Source organism: Paenibacillus aestuarii (assembly GCF_027789125.1).
Lineage (GTDB): Bacteria > Bacillota > Bacilli > Paenibacillales > NBRC-103111 > Paenibacillus_E > Paenibacillus_E aestuarii.
In genome coordinates this window covers 15,481-35,890 of the sequence record NZ_JAQFVF010000053.1, presented here as the reverse complement: position 1 = coordinate 35,890, position 20,410 = coordinate 15,481, and the positions used below count along the sequence as shown (strand labels likewise).

At 47.1% G+C, this 20,410-nt stretch carries 19 protein-coding genes, 1 pseudogene and 1 riboswitch; of the genes and pseudogenes, 2 read left to right on the top strand and 18 right to left on the bottom strand.

Annotation, left to right across the window (positions count from 1 at the left end; all coding sequences use genetic code 11):
- Nucleotides 1-11: 11 nt before the first annotated feature.
- The 4 genes and pseudogenes from O9139_RS21595 to O9139_RS21580 form a co-directional block, all read right to left on the bottom strand.
- A pseudogene (locus O9139_RS21595) lies at nucleotides 12-1,013 on the bottom strand (aldehyde dehydrogenase family protein).
- A gap of 31 nt (nucleotides 1,014-1,044) precedes the next feature.
- Nucleotides 1,045-1,968, bottom strand: coding sequence for a 5-dehydro-4-deoxyglucarate dehydratase (kdgD, locus tag O9139_RS21590; RefSeq protein WP_270881524.1), 924 nt, complete (start codon nucleotides 1,966-1,968; stop codon nucleotides 1,045-1,047).
- Nucleotides 1,969-2,004: 36 nt separating this feature from the next.
- Entirely contained in the window at nucleotides 2,005-2,673 is a 669-nt protein-coding gene (locus O9139_RS21585; RefSeq protein ID WP_270881508.1) for a FadR/GntR family transcriptional regulator, read from the bottom strand.
- A gap of 302 nt (nucleotides 2,674-2,975) precedes the next feature.
- Nucleotides 2,976-3,527 (bottom strand): cysteine hydrolase family protein, encoded by a 552-nt coding sequence (locus O9139_RS21580; RefSeq protein ID WP_377523503.1) that lies wholly within the window; start codon nucleotides 3,525-3,527, stop codon nucleotides 2,976-2,978.
- Nucleotides 3,528-3,680: 153 nt separating this feature from the next.
- On the opposite strand from O9139_RS21580, the gene O9139_RS21575 reads away from it, so the two are divergent.
- Nucleotides 3,681-4,115: an Lrp/AsnC family transcriptional regulator gene (locus O9139_RS21575; protein ID WP_270881506.1), complete on the top strand. Its 435-nt coding sequence runs from the start codon at nucleotides 3,681-3,683 to the stop codon at nucleotides 4,113-4,115.
- 217 nt (nucleotides 4,116-4,332) lie between these two features.
- On the opposite strand, the gene O9139_RS21570 is transcribed toward O9139_RS21575, so the two are convergent.
- From O9139_RS21570 to O9139_RS21555, 4 genes are all read right to left on the bottom strand, one after another.
- Nucleotides 4,333-5,532: an MFS transporter gene (locus O9139_RS21570; RefSeq protein WP_270881505.1), complete on the bottom strand. Its 1,200-nt coding sequence runs from the start codon at nucleotides 5,530-5,532 to the stop codon at nucleotides 4,333-4,335.
- 386 nt (nucleotides 5,533-5,918) lie between these two features.
- A complete protein-coding gene (locus O9139_RS21565) occupies nucleotides 5,919-6,626 on the bottom strand; it encodes an SDR family NAD(P)-dependent oxidoreductase (protein WP_270881523.1) in 708 nt (235 codons plus the stop codon).
- Nucleotides 6,613-7,791: an MFS transporter gene (locus tag O9139_RS21560; RefSeq protein WP_270881504.1), complete on the bottom strand. Its 1,179-nt coding sequence runs from the start codon at nucleotides 7,789-7,791 to the stop codon at nucleotides 6,613-6,615. Before O9139_RS21560 ends, O9139_RS21565 begins: the two co-directional genes overlap by 14 nt.
- Entirely contained in the window at nucleotides 7,781-8,065 is a 285-nt protein-coding gene (locus tag O9139_RS21555) for a hypothetical protein (protein ID WP_270881503.1), read from the bottom strand. The genes O9139_RS21560 and O9139_RS21555 overlap by 11 nt, the downstream gene beginning before the upstream one ends.
- A gap of 312 nt (nucleotides 8,066-8,377) precedes the next feature.
- Between O9139_RS21555 and O9139_RS21545 the strand changes: the two genes are divergently transcribed.
- Complete coding sequence (locus tag O9139_RS21545) at nucleotides 8,378-9,265, top strand: LysR family transcriptional regulator (protein ID WP_270881502.1); 888 nt, start codon at nucleotides 8,378-8,380, stop codon at nucleotides 9,263-9,265.
- Between the two features lie 482 nt (nucleotides 9,266-9,747).
- On the opposite strand, the gene thiC is transcribed toward O9139_RS21545, so the two are convergent.
- The 10 genes from thiC to O9139_RS21495 all read right to left on the bottom strand — a co-directional run bounded on the left by thiC (nucleotide 9,748) and on the right by O9139_RS21495 (nucleotide 20,279).
- A complete protein-coding gene (gene thiC / locus O9139_RS21540; protein ID WP_270881501.1) occupies nucleotides 9,748-11,529 on the bottom strand; it encodes a phosphomethylpyrimidine synthase ThiC in 1,782 nt (593 codons plus the stop codon).
- Nucleotides 11,530-11,620: 91 nt separating this feature from the next.
- A riboswitch (TPP riboswitch) is annotated at nucleotides 11,621-11,733 on the bottom strand.
- Between the two features lie 269 nt (nucleotides 11,734-12,002).
- Nucleotides 12,003-12,188, bottom strand: coding sequence for an aspartyl-phosphate phosphatase Spo0E family protein (locus tag O9139_RS21535; protein WP_270881500.1), 186 nt, complete (start codon nucleotides 12,186-12,188; stop codon nucleotides 12,003-12,005).
- Nucleotides 12,189-12,209: 21 nt separating this feature from the next.
- Nucleotides 12,210-12,557 carry an LPD1 domain-containing protein gene (locus tag O9139_RS21530; protein ID WP_270881499.1) on the bottom strand — a complete coding sequence of 116 codons (348 nt, stop codon included), beginning with the start codon at nucleotides 12,555-12,557 and terminating at the stop codon, nucleotides 12,210-12,212.
- A gap of 238 nt (nucleotides 12,558-12,795) precedes the next feature.
- Nucleotides 12,796-13,689, bottom strand: coding sequence for a ribokinase (gene rbsK / locus O9139_RS21525; RefSeq protein WP_270881498.1), 894 nt, complete (start codon nucleotides 13,687-13,689; stop codon nucleotides 12,796-12,798).
- A gap of 25 nt (nucleotides 13,690-13,714) precedes the next feature.
- Nucleotides 13,715-15,430 carry an adenine deaminase C-terminal domain-containing protein gene (locus O9139_RS21520; RefSeq protein ID WP_270881497.1) on the bottom strand — a complete coding sequence of 572 codons (1,716 nt, stop codon included), beginning with the start codon at nucleotides 15,428-15,430 and terminating at the stop codon, nucleotides 13,715-13,717.
- Nucleotides 15,431-15,452: 22 nt separating this feature from the next.
- The gene (locus O9139_RS21515) at nucleotides 15,453-16,520 is read right to left on the bottom strand and encodes an ABC transporter ATP-binding protein (RefSeq protein WP_270881496.1); all 1,068 of its coding nucleotides are present in this window, start codon (nucleotides 16,518-16,520) and stop codon (nucleotides 15,453-15,455) included.
- A 15-nt stretch (nucleotides 16,521-16,535) separates the two neighbouring features.
- The gene (locus O9139_RS21510) at nucleotides 16,536-17,324 is read right to left on the bottom strand and encodes an ABC transporter permease (RefSeq protein ID WP_270881495.1); all 789 of its coding nucleotides are present in this window, start codon (nucleotides 17,322-17,324) and stop codon (nucleotides 16,536-16,538) included.
- A 4-nt stretch (nucleotides 17,325-17,328) separates the two neighbouring features.
- On the bottom strand, nucleotides 17,329-18,150 hold the full coding sequence (locus O9139_RS21505) for an ABC transporter permease (protein ID WP_270881494.1): 822 nt from the start codon (nucleotides 18,148-18,150) through the stop codon (nucleotides 17,329-17,331).
- 29 nt (nucleotides 18,151-18,179) lie between these two features.
- Nucleotides 18,180-19,109 (bottom strand): nucleoside hydrolase, encoded by a 930-nt coding sequence (locus O9139_RS21500; RefSeq protein ID WP_270881493.1) that lies wholly within the window; start codon nucleotides 19,107-19,109, stop codon nucleotides 18,180-18,182.
- Nucleotides 19,110-19,181: 72 nt separating this feature from the next.
- Entirely contained in the window at nucleotides 19,182-20,279 is a 1,098-nt protein-coding gene (locus O9139_RS21495; protein WP_377523457.1) for an ABC transporter substrate-binding protein, read from the bottom strand.
- Nucleotides 20,280-20,410: the final 131 nt, after the last annotated feature.

Here is a 20,410-nt window from a genome sequence, read left to right as displayed (position 1 = left end):
AATCACCGTCCTCAGGATTTGATAAATACTGTTTTAAGAGAGGTGAAGAATTCGATTGCAGCCCTGCCCTGTTCGCGGGAATGTGAGCTCGATTGCTTCATGCCGCCGAACGGAGCCTGCAGCTCCACTCCCGCGCTTTCTGCGTTGATGCGGATCATTTCGGCATCCATATCGTTAATGAAGCTGAGCATGCTGCCTATATTTGTTGTAAAGATAGAGGCGCTTAGACCGAAATCGACATCGTTAGCCAACTCCAGCGCTTCTTCCAAGAAATCGACCTTCATTTAGGCCAATACCGGTCCAAAAATTTCTTCCTGCGCGATCGCCATCTTTGAAGTGACATGCTTTTAAACGGCTCATAGACGTCGCGGTGTACGATGCCCCTGCTCGTTGCTGTACATTTTTGACCGGTGGAACGGAGTCCTCCTCTGATCGTAGCATCGGCGGCAAGGTCGAGATCGGCATCGGAAGCGACGATAACCGGATTCTTCCCGCCCATTTCAAGTTGATATTTCGCACCACGCAAGAGCGGTTTTAGCCGATCCATTTACCGACTCCGTTGGAGCCGGTAAATGTGATTCCACTCACGTCCGGATGTTCTGCTAAGCCTTGGCCAATAACGGATCCAACTCCTGTAACCATATTTGCGACCCCTGCCGGTAATCCGGCTTCAGCTAAGCATTCGAAAAGCTTGGCACATGTAACGGCGGTTTCGGACGCTGGCTTTACGACTACCGTATTGCCGTAAACTAAGGCAGGGGTCATCTTCCAAATCGGTATTGCTATCGGGAAATTCCAGGGAGTGATGACGCCGACGACACCGAGCGGCACTCGAGTTGTAAACATCAGTGCACTGCTATCCGAACGGCGTTATTCAAATCTTGAAGTGAAGATTCCTGAACAGAACCGACAACCTCATGCCGGTTTGCGGGGTTTAGACTAGCTTCGGTCTTTCCGGAAACGGATGGCTGCCATGTGCCGCCGATATAATTCAAATATGTCTTCGTCTCCATTCTTTTGTCTACTGTTAAGCCTCCTCTCCTCTCACGTTGATGATGGTTTTGGAAACTTGTCAAAAGCAATTTGCAAGATGCGTTCCAGCTGCATGTAGTGTTCTTGCTCCACTGCAATCAACGGCGGGCGGACTGCGGTCCCAACCGGCTGTCCGATGATTTGCATACCTGCTTTAATCAGCGCTACTGCATAGCCCTTTCTCTGCTTACGAATATTCGCAATCGGGAGGATCACATAGGTATACAGCTCATGAAGAAGCTCATTGTTGCCACTAAGCAGTGCTTCGTAGAATAGTCTCGAGATGTGAGGTATGTAGTTGGAGATCGCGGATGAATATGAGGTAAAGCCTATGCTGTAATATGCGGGCATCGTCACCTCTGCCATCGGCATTCCGTTCAGCCATGCCAACCGCTGCCCGATTGATTGTGTCAGCTCGACATTCAGCTCCATATTCCCGAGGCCGTCTTTAAATCCGACAACTTGAGGGTATTCGATTAATTTTTGAAGCGCTTTCAAACCAAGCACACAATTATCCCGCTGATAAATAATAGCATTTAAATCGGTCGATTCGACGATATTGCTTATGTAACGAACTAGTCCCTCCTGCTCAGGTTCAATCAAATAAGGCGGCAATATGAGATACCCGTCCGCTCCAAGCTTCTCGGACAGCCTGGCAAGCTCCAAGGCATAGCTGATGTTGCCCCCTACACCGGAATACACCGGTACTTTGCCTTTCGTTACAGAAACGGCCACTTCAACCATCTGTTCATAATCAGCCAGCGAAAGTGCATGAAACTCCCCGGATCCGCAGCATACGAAAATGGAAGATAAGCCCTCCTCGACGAGGAAGCGGACGTTTTGCTCAAAAGCCTTTGCATCCAGCCGGCCTTGATCATCCATTGGTGCAACTGGAAAGCCTAGAATACCTGTCGGTACTTTTCTTTCGTTCATGATCATCCCGATACCACCTTTGATTTATAAGAATGTTAATTACAGCGAATTCATGACTTTCATTCTCACATGATGGAGATGAGCATACATGCTGGCATGCGCTGCCACCGGATCTCGCTTGGCAAGCGCGTCATAGATCGCTTGGTGCTCGCGCAGCGTCGACTCATGACTACGATCTTGTAGAGCGATTTGGCTCAGTGTCTCATCGAACATGCTTAACAGTGGATCAATGTTTCCCTCTAGAATCGGATTGTTGGCGCTGTAGGCGATTACACGATGAAACTCTTTATCTAGCGGAGCATAACCTTCCTTGTTTTCGGACATCTCATTGAGCAGTTGTTCCAACGTCCGAAGCTGCTCGCTTGTAATTTTCTCCGCTGCTATCGTAACAAGTCCAAGCTCCAGCGCCATTCTGGCTTCCATTATCGCAGGAATATCTCCGGCAGACAGCGCTAGCATAATGGAGTACGGCTTGCTGCCAATCTTCTCGGCGAAGTAGGTGCCTTCGCGCGTCTTACGGCGTATGATCCCCATCGTCTCCAGCGAACTGAGGGCTTCCCGCAGCACCGGCCTGCTGACAAATAACATCTCACACAACTCTAGTTCTGACGGTAGTTTATCTCCCGGGTTCAGCGCTCGGCTCTTCAACAGGCCGATAATTCTGTCGACAACTTGCTTTGACATCGTTTCGCGTTTGATCGATTTCATGTTTAAGTCTTTCTGAGGATTATCCATGGTGAACTCGCTTTCATATATTCTCGATTTGTCTTTTTGTTAAATTGTAAGACAAATAAACTAGCGCGTCAATAAGATTTCATAAGTGAAATAGCGGTGTAACGTGAGAACATTCGGAAATGGAGGATCACCTTGTGCGAGAGATTCATTTTCTAGAACCAAGAAAAAAAGCAATCGAAGACCTTTAAAACCTTCGATTACTTCACTTTATAGTTACCCGTCATGTAATTTACAGGTAAATGATCTATTTTTCCAGTTGATATGGGAATATCACTCTACAACATCGCTAGCACTTCACTTGTTTTGCGAATTCGAGCAAATTCCTCATGCAAGTTCACTAATGTCATCTCGTGGATTTGTTCAGGAGTATAATACGTCCCATCAGGGCTGCGGCGGCCGAACGTAGCGCAAGCATCCTCAACAAGTATAGGATTAAAGCCGAAGTTACCAGCCATACGTGTTGTCGTTTCTACACAATGATTCGTTGTCAGCCCTACGATTACCATTTCCTCACACTGTAATTGCTCAAGTACATGTTCTAAATCAGTGCCTATGAATGAACTATTAACGTTTTTTTTGAAGATGTATTCTCCCTTAATCGGCTCAATTCCCGCCTTAAATTGGCACGTTGTTTTGTTATGATAAAATAGTGATGATTGTATCCGGGATACGTGCTGGACAAACATGACAGGTCTCCCAGATACTCTCCAACCGTTAAGCAGCATTTTGATTTTTTCCTCTGCATCTTTATTATTCCGTTCCCCCCACTTTGGGTCATTGAACGCTTTTTGAACATCGATAATTAGTAAGGGCGTCTTTTGTGAAATATTGTTCATCGTTTGTAACCTCCATAAGTTAATGAATTCATTCTATCGAAAGGAGCAATTATTTTACACAAAGATGTGTATGTGTTTTAATGAAGTAACTTAGAAATATTTTTTATTTTCGATAAAATACTTTAAAAATAAAGGTGATATACCGTGGATCAAGTGGATCAAAAAATTTTAATGGTACTCCAGGAAAATGCCCGTATTTCGATGACAGAGCTAGGCCAGCGCATTGGCTTGACAGGACCAGCGACTACTGAGCGAGTCAAGAAGCTAGAGGATCGTGGAATCATTGAAGCCTACCGCGCGAAGCTATCCTCTGAAGCACTAAACAAACGAGTGACTGCTTACATTTTATTCGAAACGGAACGTTGCAAAGCATTTGCAGAGTTCTGTAAGGAGCACCCAGAAGTGATGGAGTGTCATCGACTTGCGGGACAATACAGTTACCTTGTAAAACTTGTCACCGAATCCATCAAAACAATGGAAGCTTTTATAGACAATGCAATGCCCTATGGCAAGTCGTCCACACATATTCAACTTTCCTCGCCTGTTGACTACAAAAGCTACTGCCTATTGAATCAATAAAAAAGGTCTTGTTGGGTAGCTCTTAAACACATTCTAAACAGCAAAACAGGTGCTTTCCTCTTATGAGAATTGCACCTGTTTTGCGTGATGGCAGCGATCATGATCTCCTTGCCATTACCCACATGCAGGTTGCCCCGCAAATGTGCTTTGACTTTGATTTTCACATCCGCCCAGACTGCTAACCATACAGGGGGTAAGCAAATCCCGCGTTTTCAAATCAAGACCGCCACGTTTCTTGACTCTCTTCAATTCGATTCATAACGAAGCCTCCTGCTTGTTTTCGGCTGAATGAGGCAGCCGCAAGAATGACGGCAATCGCGACGGATACTGCCGCGCCCCAACCAACAGCCCGTATTGACGCACTTCCTACAGCAATACCACCAATTCCTCCGGCTGTAGCGATGCTAAGCTGTAAGATGGAACCGTACAAACTCAGCATAATTCCGGAGGCTTCCGGAGCGATTGCGACCAAGTTAAACTGAAGGCCAGGTCCGGATGACCAAGCTGAGAAAGCCCACAGCATAAGGAAAGGAATGGCGGCGAATGTTGATTTTGCGATACTGGACAGCATCACCAGCGCTATCACTTGAACGAGCATGCTGCCCATAAGTGATCTCGGGATACCGATCCGGTCCGTCATGAATCCACCGAACTTGGATCCGACTAAGGTAGCGATCCCGAAGGCAAAGAGAGCAATGCTGACTTCCCGCTCGTTCATGGATGTACCGTTCAACAGGAAAGGGACAATATATGCATAAAGCATGGCATATCCCAACTGCCAGAAGAATGTGACACCAAAACCGTTTAGGATTTCTGGGTTTTTCAAAAGCGCTAGTTGCTTGCCTAGAGGAATAGGTGCATCACCTGCTGTAGGTGGAATCGTTCGAGCTACGGCAAAGATCGCAAGCAAGCTAAGAATACCGATGGCGACGAAGATGACCTGCCAGCCGTACGCTGCAGCCATGACGCGGCCAATGGGAACTCCGGCAATTAGGGATGCACTGAACCCCATGATCACTGTTCCGATTGCCCCTGCTTGTTCGCCGGGGGCCGCGTGTTTTGCTGCGACGGTCTTAGCTCCGATAACGAAAACACCGCCCCCTATGGCAAGCACTATTCGGGATACGATGAGAAATCCGAAACCTGGCAAGGTAATTGTCAAAATGCTGCCGATAACCACTATCGCTAGAGAATACATTAATAAATAGCGCCGGTCTATTTTTGTCGTGGCCATAACGAAAATGGGTGAACCAATTGCGTTTGCGAGAGCGAATACGGTAATAAGTTGTCCTGCAGCCGGTACTGAAATATTTGCCCAGGATGCAATTTGGTCTAGAATACCAGCAATCACATACTCCGATGTACTGACAAAGAAACTAATAAAGGCTAGCATGTAGATTTTCCAGCTATTATTCATTTAATCCCCCTCTACTCAATACCAGTAACTTCCAACTCTTCTTATAAGTTGTTTCGCGCTAGTCATCATAATTCCATTAACCCCAATCAAAATGAACATTGATTGATTAATCAACTCACGTTAATAATTCTAAACAAAATCAAAATGCTTGCAATAATCAATTCCTTATGATGTGTAGATTACTCAACAAATCATCAATAATTGGCGATTATCTAAGAAAGGTGAGTATAGAATGAGTAAAGTGGATAGAAGGGTACTCAAATTTCAAGAAGCAATAAAGAAAGCCATCTTGAACTGATGGCTGAAAAAAACTAACTTCGATGATATTACAAACCGGGACCGATAAGGCTATTCATTTTCTATCTCCTGTAATTCATCGTTTACTTTTACCAATCGATTGCTTTGCCATCTCTGTAAAAACCACTACGCGGCCCTTCCGAACCGATCATCGCCGACTGTAGGATCAACTCAGCAGCACGTTCCGGAGTTCTCGGAGCAGAGGGTCCCCCCATATCCGAGCTTACCCAACCCGGATCTACTGCATAAATTTTAATTTCTCCTCTGACTTCTGCTGCTGCCATTCGGGTCAATGCATTCATGGCAAGTTTGGAGATTTTATACGCACCCGCTCCTTCGTACGACAAGGCATTCATAGCTCCATATTCCGAGGAAACATTGATGATCCTTCCATATTTCTGCTTTTCCATGAGTGGAATAAAAGAATGCATGACATGGTAAACGCCGAAGAAATTCGTGGACATCGTTCTTTCCAAAATCGCAGGATCCATATGCAATAACTTCACATTCTCATCCAAATATACGCCTGCATTGCTAATCAATACATCCAATCGACCAACATTGTTGGTAACGGTCATGGCTGCTCGACGGATGCTTTCTGGATCTGTGACATCCATGACGACGAACAAAACATCCAATCCGGACTCAGTAAGTTTTTGCGCTGCTTCAGATCCCTTCTTTGAATCCCTGCTTGTCATAATGACCTGGAAGCCCATGGAAGCTAATTGTTTGACTAGTTCGTATCCAATTCCCCGATTCGCACCTGTGACAAGAGCTGTTTGCTTATCTTGCATTATTGGAAGCCTCCATTCGGTCATATATCAAACTTCTTGGATAAATTGCCGCGATACTTAATAACAGGAACAAGATTCCCCCTAGCATGACGTACTGTGCACTTATTCCGGATATGAATAGTCCGCATACACTTGCACCAATGGTTGTTCCCAAATTGGCAGATGTCAGAAAGAGTCCATTCGCAAATTCAAGTGCTTCTGGTGCTGCAGACACAATCCAATATTGAGCTATGTTTCCTCCAATACCGCCCAAAATCCCCCAAAACAAAATTATAAAGAACATGGGCACACTGAACTGCCCCACAATGAATAACAAAATGTAAACTACTCCCATTACAAATGGATAAGACATGACCGCTCTTAATGCATGATTAGCAAGCAGTTTCCCTGCAATCATGTTTCCAACAATATTTGCCACTCCGTATAGGAATAACATCAAACTGATTGTGTGCCAAGCATAATTCGTCACGGTCTTCAAATACTCTGCAAGATAACTGTACACCCCGAATACGGCTCCGTTCATGAAGATTACAGCGGCAATGGAAAGCCAGGTCACGGATCTTCTTAATACGGATAATTGAGTACCATATGAGAGCCTTCCCGCAACAGGCATGGAGGGCACATACAAGAGTGTCGCTACGAATGCGACTGTCGTTATGGCAGCAAAAAACAACATCGCATAAGCAATTGAACTAGCGGTAGCAATCAAACTCGAGATCGGAACGCCAAGGACCATCCCCGCAGACACGCCAACGAAAACTTTGGAGACTGCCTTTGAAGCTTCTTCCTTGCTGACGGACGCCGCTGCGACGGTAAATGCCAATGAACAATAAACAGGATGGAAAAAGGCCGGAACGACACGTGCAATCAATAACACGGAAAAGTTTGATGTAATGGCAGAGACAAGGCTGCCCACAATAAAAATGCCAAGTACGAGCAACATCACTTTCTTGCGATTCATGCCCGAAAACATTAAGGGCAAAATTGGGCCGGAGACGGCAACCGCAAGCGCAAAGAGACTTACGATCAACCCTGCGGTGGAGATGTTGACATGGTAATTGTCCGCAATTATAGGCAAGATCCCGATTACGCCCATCTCGGTATTCAAAATACCGAATACACCCAAGGTCAATATATAGACAAGCATATGGTTTCCTTTAGTTCTCATAAGCCATAGATGTTGAGAGGGTAGAATTAAACTCGAATCCGGAAATACACGCCCCTAAAGAGATCAAGATGTTGTGACCGGAACCCTGCTTACGCATCACAGGCAATACCGCTCGCATAACATTCATTGGGCCGATCAACGCCACCTGCAGCTGACGATCAGTACTTCGACCAGTCGCAACGACTTGATTTCCAGCATTCAGGGCTGCTTTCGCGATATCGACATCCATGCCACGCCCGGCACCAGTGACAAGCCAAACTCTTTGTTTAGACATTTTTCTTCCTCCTGTTAATGATTATTTTAGGCACAAAGACATAGACTAGTGTACGACCCAGCGCCAGCAACGAAAGGTAAGCATTACTATCTAACTTCGCACTCACTGTATTGATGATGAGATCGAGGGTTCTCAGCCAGTTCCTTAAAATCCCCTGGGTCGTTCGTGGGATAATAATGTTCCGGAAATCGTATTCCTTTGTTATTTATTTTAGCGGGCTTTTCCCCCATAGCAAATACTCATATCTAATAACAAGATATGCTTGTAAGGCATTTCTGAAATGTGTATTGTAAAAGTAAAGGGGGGGTTTAAATGGAAGTTAGAGTTTTGCGCTATTTTCTTACTGTTGCAAGAGAAGGAAGCATTACAGGTGCTGCTGAATTTTTGCATGTTACACAGCCAACTTTGTCTAGGCAATTAAAAGATCTTGAAGAAGAGTTAGGAAAAAAACTATTTATCCGCAGTAGTCACAGTATCATTCTCACAGATGAAGGAATGCTCTTAAGAAAGAGAGCAGAAGAAATCGTTGATATGGTCGATAAATTAGAGGCAGAATTCAGATCCATGGAAGAAACAATAAGTGGTGATGTTTATATAGGCAGTGGGGAAACAGACGCCATGAAACAGATTGCGCGAATAGTAAGAGATTTACAGTTAAGTTATCCAAATATACGGTACCATCTCTACAGCGGAAACGAAGATGATGTGACCGAACGGCTTGACAAGGGACTGCTCGACTTTGGTATTTTAATTCAACCGGCTGATTTGTCAAAGTACAATTATATCAATATCCCAGCCAAGGATGTTTGGGGCGTTGTTATGAGGAAAGACAGTCCTCTTGCTTTCAAAGAAACCATTCAGGCAACAGATTTATTGAATGTTCCGCTAATTTGTTCACGCCAGGCCATGAAGCAGACATTTTCTAAAAATGAATTTGCGGACTGGTTTGGTGAAGATTTCGATAAATTAAACGTCTTGACTACATACAATCTTGCATATAATGCTGCCATTATGGTCGAGGAAGGCATTGGTTATGCAATAACTCTTGATAAGATCGTGAATACATCGAGTGATAGTAACCTTTGCTTTAGACCGCTAGAGCCAAGACTTGAATCTGGCTTAAATATTGTTTGGAAAAAACATCAAGTCTTTTCGGCTGCTGCCGATATGTTTTTAAAAGAGTTACGGGCAAAGTTTTAAAAGCGCCCAAAATGAGTCTTAATCATCGTAATCCCCCCACATTAAAACCCACTCTTCGCCATACATGGATTACTCGCAAAATTTGCTGGGTTTTTGAGTACTCCCTAAAAGCGAGATGGTTATCACAATAATGTCGTCGCTTCAAACTTACGAGCCCTTCTAATTAATTTAGAATTTGACAAAATGTGGTATTCCAGAATTAATTAGAAAACGGAGCCCGCAAATCCGCGCGACTCCGTTATTGTTGTTTCAGAATTGAGTTAGAATTTGAAGTAAACGGCGGCGAAAATGAAGCTTTGTTGCAGAATTCGCTAGAAAAAATATTTTGGCCAATTTTCTGAATATGTAAATATTCACTCGAAGCTTTCGACCATGTAACAGCTTATTTAATCACTTTTTTATTCGTACTAGTCATGTAGTCCTTCATCTGAGGCGCATTATGCCAGCAGTTTCCGCACCTAGACATGGCATCCCTATTTGAACTATTGATAAATGTGACTACCCACTTCTTTGAATTCATTCGATTTTTCCCTTAGTCCCTGCTCAATAGCTTGCTGTTCTTCTAGCCCATGCTGTTTCGCATAATCGCGAATGTCCTGAGTAATCCTCATACTGCAAAACTTAGGCCCGCACATGGAACAAAAATGAGCCGTTTTTGCCCCTTCTGCAGGAAGGGTTTCATCATGATATTCCATCGCTCTTTCTGGATCTAACGATAAATGAAATTGATCTCTCCAGCGAAATTCAAAACGCGCTTTGGATAAAGCATGATCCCTCTCTTGCGCCCCTGGGTGACCTTTTGCCAAATCTGCCGCATGAGCAGCGATCTTATAGGCTATTACCCCTTCACGAACGTCGTTTTTGTTTGGTAAGCCGAGATGCTCTTTGGGTGTGACATAGCAGAGCATAGCGGTTCCGAACCATCCGATCATCGCTGCTCCGATCGCTGAAGTAATATGGTCATAACCTGGGGCAATGTCCGTCGTGAGCGGTCCCAACGTATAAAAAGGTGCTTCCTGACAAACCTCCATCTGACGATCTACATTTTCTTTAATCATATGCATGGGAACATGCCCCGGTCCTTCGATCATGACCTGCACGTCATGTTTCCATGCTATTTGGGTAAGTTCGCCCAGCGTGTCTAATTCGGCAAACTGCGCTTCATCGTTGGCATCCGCAATTGACCCGGGACGCAGCCCATCTCCCAGGGAAAATGCGATATCATAAGTTTTCATAATTTCGCAAATTTCCTCGAAATGGGTGTAAAGAAAATTTTCTTGGTGATGAGCAAGACACCATGCGGCCATAATCGAGCCGCCACGGGAGACAATACCTGTAACACGTTTCGCAGTCAAATGAATATAGCGTAATCGGACTCCAGCATGAATCGTAAAGTAATCGACACCCTGCTCGGCTTGTTCAATAAGTGTATCGCGATAAATTTCCCAGTTCAATTCCTCCGCTTTGCCACCCACCTTCTCTAGTGCTTGATATAAAGGAACAGTACCAATCGGAACGGGGGAATTGCGGATAATCCATTCCCGTGTCGTATGAATATTTTTACCCGTGGAAAGATCCATAATGGTATCCGCACCCCACCGCGTTGCCCATCTCATCTTTTCAACTTCTTCGTCGATAGATGAAGCTACGGCTGAATTTCCGATATTGGCATTGATTTTTACTAAGAAATTTCGGCCGATAATCATCGGTTCACTTTCAGGATGATTGATGTTGGATGGAATAATGGCTCGGCCGGTAGCCACCTCATTACGCACAAATTCTGGAGTTACGTTTTCTCTTAACGCTACGTACTCCATTTCAGGGGTTATGATCCCATTTCTTGCGTAATGCATTTGAGTTACATTCGCTCCGGCTGCAGCACGCAATGGACGGCGATTCATTCCAGGGAATAGATCTGCTTGATTGAGTAATTCCTCTTTTCTATGACCATTGTCTTCAGCTTGGACGGTTCTACCTGTATATTCTTCCACATCGTTCCGTTCCAATATCCAATTTAGCCGATTCAGCGGAAGACCCTTACAAATATCTGTTTGTACCAGTGAGTCTGTATATGGACCACTGCTATCATATACCCTCACAGGTGAATTTTTTTGTTCGTTATCGATACTACCAGTCGGGGTTAATACAATCTCACGCATCGGAACATTAATATCTGGACGTGAACCTTGAATATAAACCTTTTTGCTGCTCGGAAAAGAAGATAGGTCAGGAATTACTTGATTGCTTTTAGTTTCGCTTGCCATTTTATTGCCTCCTTGGAGTTCAATTTGTGCAAGCAGAGGCACCCGTGTACATACAAAAAAGACCGCAACGAAAAGAAGCGGTCTTTGTATACACAAAGGCTTGAACGTTTCCTCCGCTGGCATTACCCAGATCAGGTTTTACGGTCGACAGCATAATGAGCTATCCTCTCAGCCTGGTTAAACCAAGCTCCCGTGTATTCGATTGGTCAACTACATCTTATACGTATTGGTAACATAAATCAACCCCTATTTCTTTGCTCGAGACTACTAAAGAATCAGCCGCTTGTCTAGTTCACTAATGCTAATTCCGACAGGGAATCTATTATGACAAAGAAAGAAAAAGGATTAACGAAAGAACAGGCACTGCAACTAGTCTACATAATGAAAAAAGCCTCTTCTAAAGTCGGGATCCCGAAAATTGTAAAATAATAAAAAACAGCGGTGCCCTTTCTAAGAGCAATGCTGTTTTCATTTTAAATAATATGTCTTGCCTCTGTAACAACCCATGCCAGCTGCTGCTGATATTGATTCAGCAACTCATCAAGTTCCTGAGATAAACGTAATGCATCTTGAGATGCATATCCATACTGCTCACATACCTCGTACAATTCTATCCTTTTTAGCTCAATCGCTCGTTCAACTTGAATGATCCCTATCACGCAGCAACCCTCCATTTTCGTTCAGATATGCTCAGATAATTGAATACTAAGACTCCTCCATATCTTCTCATCGTGGAGAATGCCGGATTCTAAGAGTACCCTCCACCATCCGCGAAATGCCACATTGATAGCTTGCCTCTCTTCTCCTTGCGGATAAGGGCCTCCTAAACGGGTACCACATACCAGATAGGTATTTGTCATTCCAGAATTTACGAGCTCATCCTCAATCCACGCTTCGAATGCACGAGCGAACAGTTCATAATCTCTGCGCCAGTAAGCACCACGAGCCTTGGCATCAAGGTAAAATGAGCTAAATTCGGTAGTAATAAAAAACTCTTTCGGAACTTCCCTTTTAGCGTCCCTAAGCATTCAGCAATAAGTGAATCCAATATCCTCCCACATCCTACCTTTAGTGGAGTAGGTTTCTTTGAGTGCCACAAGCACCTTAGTTACGTCAAAGTCGTTCCTTTCCAAGCTTCTCTTAACACCTGAAACATAGGGTTATATAAAATATACATCCGTTTTTACCTCATTCAAAAACTTTAGATCCTGTCTTTATAAACGAGGGTCAGTCCCCTGGTAAGCCTAAGGGAGCTTTTACTCATTTTCATTCATCTATTTCTGAAAGCGAAGGAATCACATTTTGCGCACCAAGGCGGGTTACGGTGATGGAGGCGGCCAGTTGGGCAACGTCCACAGCCTCATCTATACTTTTGCCCGAAGTGATCATCGCCGCCAGCGCACCCGAGAACGTATCCCCTGCGGCCGTCGTATCGACCGCTTGGACTTTTCGTCCTTCCTTATACACGCTATCGCGTCCGTTATAATAGACGACGCCCTTCTCGCCAAGCGTAATAAGCGGATAGCGTATCCCTTTAGCCCGTAAAATCGTTAATGCAGCGAAAGCATCATCCGTAGTTTGAATATCTACACCGGTATATAGCCGGCATTCGATTTCATTAGGGGTAAAATAGTCCACGCCTTGCAAAATCGCATCTTCGATCGGAACGGCAGGGGCCGGATTGAGAAAAATAGGCACTTTCCCTTTCACCAGCTCTATAGCCGCAATTACAGACTCCATAGGAATTTCCAGCTGTAGCATAATAGCAGCGGCCGAAAGCAGCTCTTCCTTATACCCGGCAATATAATCAGGGGTAACCCTGTCGTTGGCGCCGCTATCCAAAATAATACAATTATCCCCATTACATACCGTGATAGCGGCAACCCCAGTCGTTACCTTCGGCTCAGCCGACATGTAGTCCGTACGGACCCCGAATCCAGAGAGGCTGTCCAGCAGAGAGCGGCCGAAAATATCGTCCCCTACTTTTGCCATCATCCATGTCTCCGCGCCCATTTTGGCGCTAGCTACGGCTTGATTGGCTCCTTTGCCGCCGGGGGACAGGAAGAATCCTCCCCCATGAATCGTCTCGCCGATACTCGGCATCCGATCCGTCTGCATCACCATATCCATATTGGCGCTGCCAATGACAATAATCTTCATTCTAGTTCCTCGCTTCAACCCAAGCTTAATGATCCGCAACCAGCAGGCTGACGACCTCTCCCTTATTGACATCAATCAGGCCAAAATCCGTGATCTTGAGCGCCGGGCTGACCGGCAAGGAATGGGTGCTTATCGACATAATAGGGTTATAATGATTGTAACCCAGCGACCTCATCGCATCGGTCAGACGCTGCACTTCTTCGGCAGCTTGCTCCAGCGGCGCTTCCGTCAGGATTCCGCCTACTGGAAGCTGGAGATTCGCCAAGATCTGCCCCTGGTGTACGACGGCAAAGCCCCCTTGATTCCGAATGACCAGATTGGCAGCAAGCTGCATATCCGTCGGATCATGCCCCACGACAAGCAGGTTATGATTATCATGCGAATAGGTCGTAGCAACTGCCCCACGCTGAATCGTATCGCCGCCGATCAGACCGTAGCCTCGGCCGCCGCCTTTGCCGTAACGCTCGAAGGTGGCGATCAGTCCGAAGCCGCTTTCCTGCCACTGCAGCCGTCCGTCCTTGATCTCCGCTTCCCCGATATGCTCTTCCGTAAACGTCGAGCCGTTCTTAACCATCATCACACGGCACTTATGTGTTCCGTCCGCAGCCTTGACTTGGACGTCAAAGTCCTCCGCTTCCAGTTCATTCAGCTTCACACTGCTGTAAAAATGTGAAGGGAACGTGTACGACGAGTTTGCAGCAGCATAGGACTCGCCTACGGAGTAGACGTTTCTTCCATTCTTGTATACTTGCTCAATCGACAGCTTCTCCAAATCCGACAACAGCACGAAATCTGCAATTTTGCCGGGCGCGATAGCTCCGCGATCATACATTCTCATCCGGCGTGCCGGCGTGAAGGTGGCCGCATAGATGGCTTTTTCCGGTTCCATGCCCATCTCCATCGCCTTGCGCACAATTTGATTCAAATGCCCTCGGCGCTGGAAAGAATCCGGCATGACGTCATCCGTCACGAAGCAGAAATGCTCCGCCACATCCTGACTGATTAAATACTTCATGACTTCAGCGGTCATCGACTTTTCCTGAATTTCAAGAAACATCCCAGCGGCAATCCGTGCTTCCATGCCCTCGACCGTTTGATGCGTATGATCCGAATCCACCCCGCTATAGATCACCCGTTGCAGGTCCAGATCCAGCAGCTGCGGACAATGCCCCTCGATGATCAGCTGCGGATGATGCTGGCGCATATGGTTCAAGATCTGGTTCGTTTTGCAGTCACGATCAGTGATGATATCCACATAGTTCATAATCTCGCCCAGGCAAATAATGCGCTCCGTACGCAGCAGCTCGTCCATATCCTCGATCTCGATCGTACCGCCCGTCGTTTCCATGGAGGTTGCCGGTACCGAACTTGGCAGCGCGTAGAACATGTCGGCCACGCACTCTTTGCTAGCGGCTATCATTTCCTTGACGCCCTCCAGGCCGAATACGTTCGCCATTTCGTGAGGTTCAGGAACAATGGTGGTCACACCATTCCGGATTAGTCCGTTAGAGAACGCCTGCGGAGTGACCATAGTGCTCTCAATATGCAGATGAATATCGATCAGCCCGGGAATCATATAGCGCCCTTGGCCGTCCAGCCGCTCGGCTGCATCGAAACGATCGACCCCCTTGTGGCCGATGTAGAAGAATCGGCCGTCCAGAACCGCTGCATGACCAGGGATGAATTTTTTAAAATAGCTATTAAAGATATGAATATTCTCAATAAGCAAATCGACTTTCATGATGTCGCTCCTCCTGCTTGCGCTACTCCACCAATACCAGCTTCTCGCTCGGCAGCACCAGTCGAACCGGTTGTCCGCTGGCATAAGGGAGCTCCATTTCTTTATTTACAGTAAAATCGCCGAGAGACGTCTCTACCACATACTGATAGCTTCGTCCTAGGTAAGTGCTGACCTTCACGCGGCCGCTCAATTGATTGGCTTCCCCCGCCAGCTGCTGATCCGTGCCCATCAGCACATCATCAGGGCGAATGGCCCCTGTCATGCCGTTGGACTTGACCTGACCGGGCGCGAGCTGCGTCAAGAATGTGTGATCCTTCGTCCGAAGCCGGATTACTCCGCTGCCCGAGCCTTCCTCCCGGCTTTCGAACGCGATAAAGTTGGTAAACCCGATAAAACGTGCAACAAATTCCGTCCGCGGATACTTGAATGCAACGGAAGGCTTATCCAACTGCTCGATAACCCCTTTATTCATAATGGCCACCTGGTCCGAAATGGAGAAACACTCCTCCTGATCATGGGACACATAGACCGTAGTAATGCCAAGCTCCTGCTGGATGCGCCGAATCTCCACACGCATGTTCACACGCAAATTCGCGTCCAGATTGCTGAGCGGCTCATCGAACAGCAGCAGGTCGGGTTCGATGACGAGCGCCCGCGCAATCGCCACCCGTTGGCGCTGTCCCCCGGACAGCTCTTTCGGGAAGCGCTTCTCGAAGCCGGACAGGCTGACCGTCTCCAGGATGCGGCTGACCCGCCGTTCCAGCTCGGACCCGCTCACCTTGCGTAGGCGAAGCCCGAAGGCCACATTATCGAACACATTCAAGTGAGGGAACAGCGCATAGCTCTGAAAGACGAACCCAAAGTTGCGCTTGTTCACCGGCACTCGCGTATAATCTTTGCCATTCAGCATAAAACGCCCCTGCTGCGCTTCCAAAAAGCCCGCGATCAATCGCAGCGTCGTCGTCTTGCCGCAGCCACTCGGCCCCAGCAGCGAAATGAGGCTCCCTTTGTCCACGCTTAGGTTAAAGTCTTTCAATATATATTGTTGATCGTAGGCGACCGACACGTTTTCCAATGTTAGTAATGCCATGGATGAAAGCCTCCATTATCGTTTGGTAAAATAAGACAGACCCATGAGCCGTTCGATCAAAAACATCACGACAGCTGTAAACACCATAAGTAAGACAGATATCGCAGCGATGGTCGGATCGAAATGGTTCTCCACGTAGGTTAGCATTTGAATCGGCAGCGTGCTGACACCCGGTCCTGTCATAAATACCGAAATGTCCACATTATTGAACGATTCCAGAAACGCGATCAGCACTGCTGCGATAATGCCCGACTTAATATTCGGCAGCACCACCTTGAAGAAGGTGGCCAGTCGGCCAGCCCCAAGACTTAAAGCCGCTTCCTCCACGGCAAAATCAAAGTTAGATAAGCTGGAGGCGATCACCCGGATAATAAAAGGAAGCATGATCACCGTATGCCCGAACAGAAGCGCTGAGTAAATCGGCAAATGATAGGCCGAAACTAAATATTTCAGCATGGTGAAACCGAGAACAATGCCCGGAATCAGCACCGGCGAAATAAACACCGCGTTCAGTGCCTCTTTACCCTTGAAGGAGAAGCGGCTCAGCGCGTAGGCAGCGGGCAGCCCCAGAAGCAACGCGAGCACGTTGCCCGCCAGCGACACAATAATGGAGGTGTAAAAGGTTTTGACAAACATCGTCACTTCCAAGATATTGTGGTACCACTTGAGCGAAAAACCCGTCGGCGGAAACTTCAGCACGCTGGTCGGCTCAAACGAGGCGACCGCAATGATCAACAGCGGCCCCAGCAAAAATATATAAACAAGTAGCGTAAACAGGCCAAGCCCTCGATTGTTCTCTCGCATCCGACTACCCCTTTGGATTCACTTTATTAGCGAGTTTGTTCATTAGCGCGATCACGATGAACGTAATCGCCATCATTATCGTGGCCACGACAGAGGCCAAATACCAGTCGTTCAACGTAATCGCGTTCTGATAAAGGAACGTAGAGATGACGCGCTGCTTGCCCCCGAGTAAGGCGGGCGTTGTATAAGCGGTCAAGCTGCCGACGAACACCAGGATGCTCCCTATGATAAGACCCGGTACGCTTAATGGAACGATCACCCGGACGAACGCCTTCAAGCGACTTGCGCCGAGACTCTCCGCTGCCTTGAGCAGATCGGGATCGATATTTTCCATGACGCCGACCAACGTGATAATAATCAGCGGCAAAAACAGATGCACCAGGCCGATCATCATCGCCGTAGGAGTGTAGAGGATGTCCAGCGGCTCTTTCACGATGCCTAACGCAATCAGCGTATTGTTGAGCAGCCCTTTTTTGCCAAGAATGATCATCCAACTGAATGAACGCACAACAGAGCTCGTCAGTAGGGGGAAAATCGCCAAACCCAGCAGCACCGCTTTATGTCGCGGACTTCGGCGGGAAATATAATAAGATACCGGGAAGCCAATCAACACGCATAATATAGTGGTGACCAAGCTGACCCTTAAGGTGGTCCATAAAATCTTCAAGAAATAAGGGTCTCCCAAAAAGTGCCAATACCCGCCTAACGTCAGCTGTCCCTTATCGAAAAAGGTGGAGCCGACGGTAAGCAGAATGGGAATTAGCATAAACGCCGCCAGAAAGACGAAACCCGGCAGCAGCAGTAACGTGATGTACGATCTCTTCATTGCTGCATTCTCCTATTCCCTTTGGTTCGCTAGGCGTCAAGTACGCGAAGAAACATGGCCAGAAATGCATCCGTATCCACTTCGGTGCATACTTGAACATTTGGCTCGCGCTGCAGCCGATTTTGGAAATCGCAAACCGTTTGACCGTCGCAAAGCTCGCTTCTCGTTTCTACGTCGACATAATAAGATTTCATCGTCACAACGGAGCGAGTCAGTGCGACTCCGACCGCCAGCGGGTCATGAAGGGCGCAGGCCCGTACCCCGTTACGCTCGTAATAGCGGTTCAAATAATCTCGGGTGCTTTCCCGAACGTATTGCTGCATCGTCGCATCGTTAAGCTTATTGATATGCTCTTCTGTAAGCAGCGCCTTACGCGTGACATCCAGCCCTACGAGAATCAAGGACGGGAACCCGGCCTGAAAGACCAGCTTCGCCGCTTCCGGATCCACGTACATGTTGTATTCGGCGGTAGGTGTCACGTTGCCGTAGCTCATCACAACGCCGCCCATCACAATAACCTCTTTCACATCGCGTACCAGTTCCGGATATTTGATAAGTGCAGCAGCCAGATTCGTCAGCGGCGCCGTCATGATCAGCGTCACTTCTCCGGGATAACGGCGAACCTGATCGACAATATAATCAGACGCATTTCCTTCGGCTGGCTCTATATGCAGCGGCATATCGCGAAGTGCACCTCCGAGCCCGTCCTTGCCATGAACGCGATGCTCAAAATGCTCTTGGCGAAGCAGCGGCTTGCTCGCGCCTCGCACGACTGGAATATGCTCAGCTCCGGCGAACTGCAGGATTTTACAAGTATTGACCGTGGCCTGTGCCAGCGATACATTGCCGCTGACCGTGGTGATACCTAGAATGTCGAGCTCACCGCTCTTGACGGCCAGCAAAATACCCAGCGCGTCGTCCACTCCCGTGTCTACGTCCAGAATGACTTTTTTGCTCAAGGTGATGTTCCCTCCTCCCGCAATAAAAACAAGGGTACATGCCCTACTGCCATATACCCTGTTCAATTTGGTTTATTGTGCAACTTGCTTGTTAAACCGGTCGATCCACGCCTTCAAATTTTGATTGACAAACTTCATATCCAATTTGTTCAACTTATTGACGGTATCCGCTCCGTAAGTAATGCCCTCAGCATCCGCTCCTGTCAATTGAAGCTTCGTATTGACCGGAGAATCAACCTTCGCCTTCGCTACCTTCTCCTGTACTTCTTTGCTCAAGTGATAGTTGATGAAATCTTCCGCGAGCTGCTTATTCTTGCTGCCTTTCACGACGTTCACCGTGTTCATGATGGCATAGCCGCCCTCTTGCGGCGTAATGAACTTCGTCTCCGGTACCGCTGCCTTCAGATCCTTCACATACATTTCCATGATCGGTCCTGCAGCAATTTCACCTTGGGCGAACATGTTGACGAACTCGGACGTTTGGCCGTAGTACTTCACCACGCTCTTATTCAGATCTTTAAGCTTCGCAAACGCTTGATCTTCATTAAACGGCGTGCTTCCCGCGACCCGGGATGCGGCATCCAAAATCATCGGCCCTGTCGTGCCCGTAATGTTCGGCATGGTCAGCTTCTTCGCAAGTTCTGGGCTCCACAGATCGCTCCATGACTTCAGTTCCTTACCACCGGTAGCTTTCGGATTATAGGCAATTCCCAATTGCGAGATCGTATAAGCCGGACCGTAGTCTTGACCCAGCGGCGCCTTCGCCATGTCATAAATGTCATTCAGGTTCGGAATTCGGCTGCGGTCGATTTTTTCAAACAAGCCAGCATCAATGCCTTGCTGTGCGTAATAGTCGGACAAGTAAATCAGATCCACATTTGAGGTTCCTTGGCGCACCTTATTTAAACGGTCGGCGTTGTTGCCCGTATCGAGCACGATCTTCACGTTATGTTCCTTTTCGAATGGCGCGTAAATTTCCTTTTTGAAAAAGTCGTCGGAAAATCCCCATGTCGAAATTACGAGCTGGGTAGGCTCTCCCTTCGGTGCAGACGATGCCGCCCCGGCAGTAGCGCCCGCTTGCTCCTTCGGAGCACTCGTTCCGCAACCAGACAGAGCTAATCCAATAAGAGATACAGTAAGAAGACTGCGAACCATTTTTTTCACTTTCATGTTCCTCCCGAGTGTGTGATTAACGAAGGTCGATAAAGCTAAGTCCATCGATGTAGTCTTTGTCATTGACGATCCCCAGATTCCTGATTGGCCAAATCCCTTCCCAACGAGGGACGGCAAACGAAGAAACA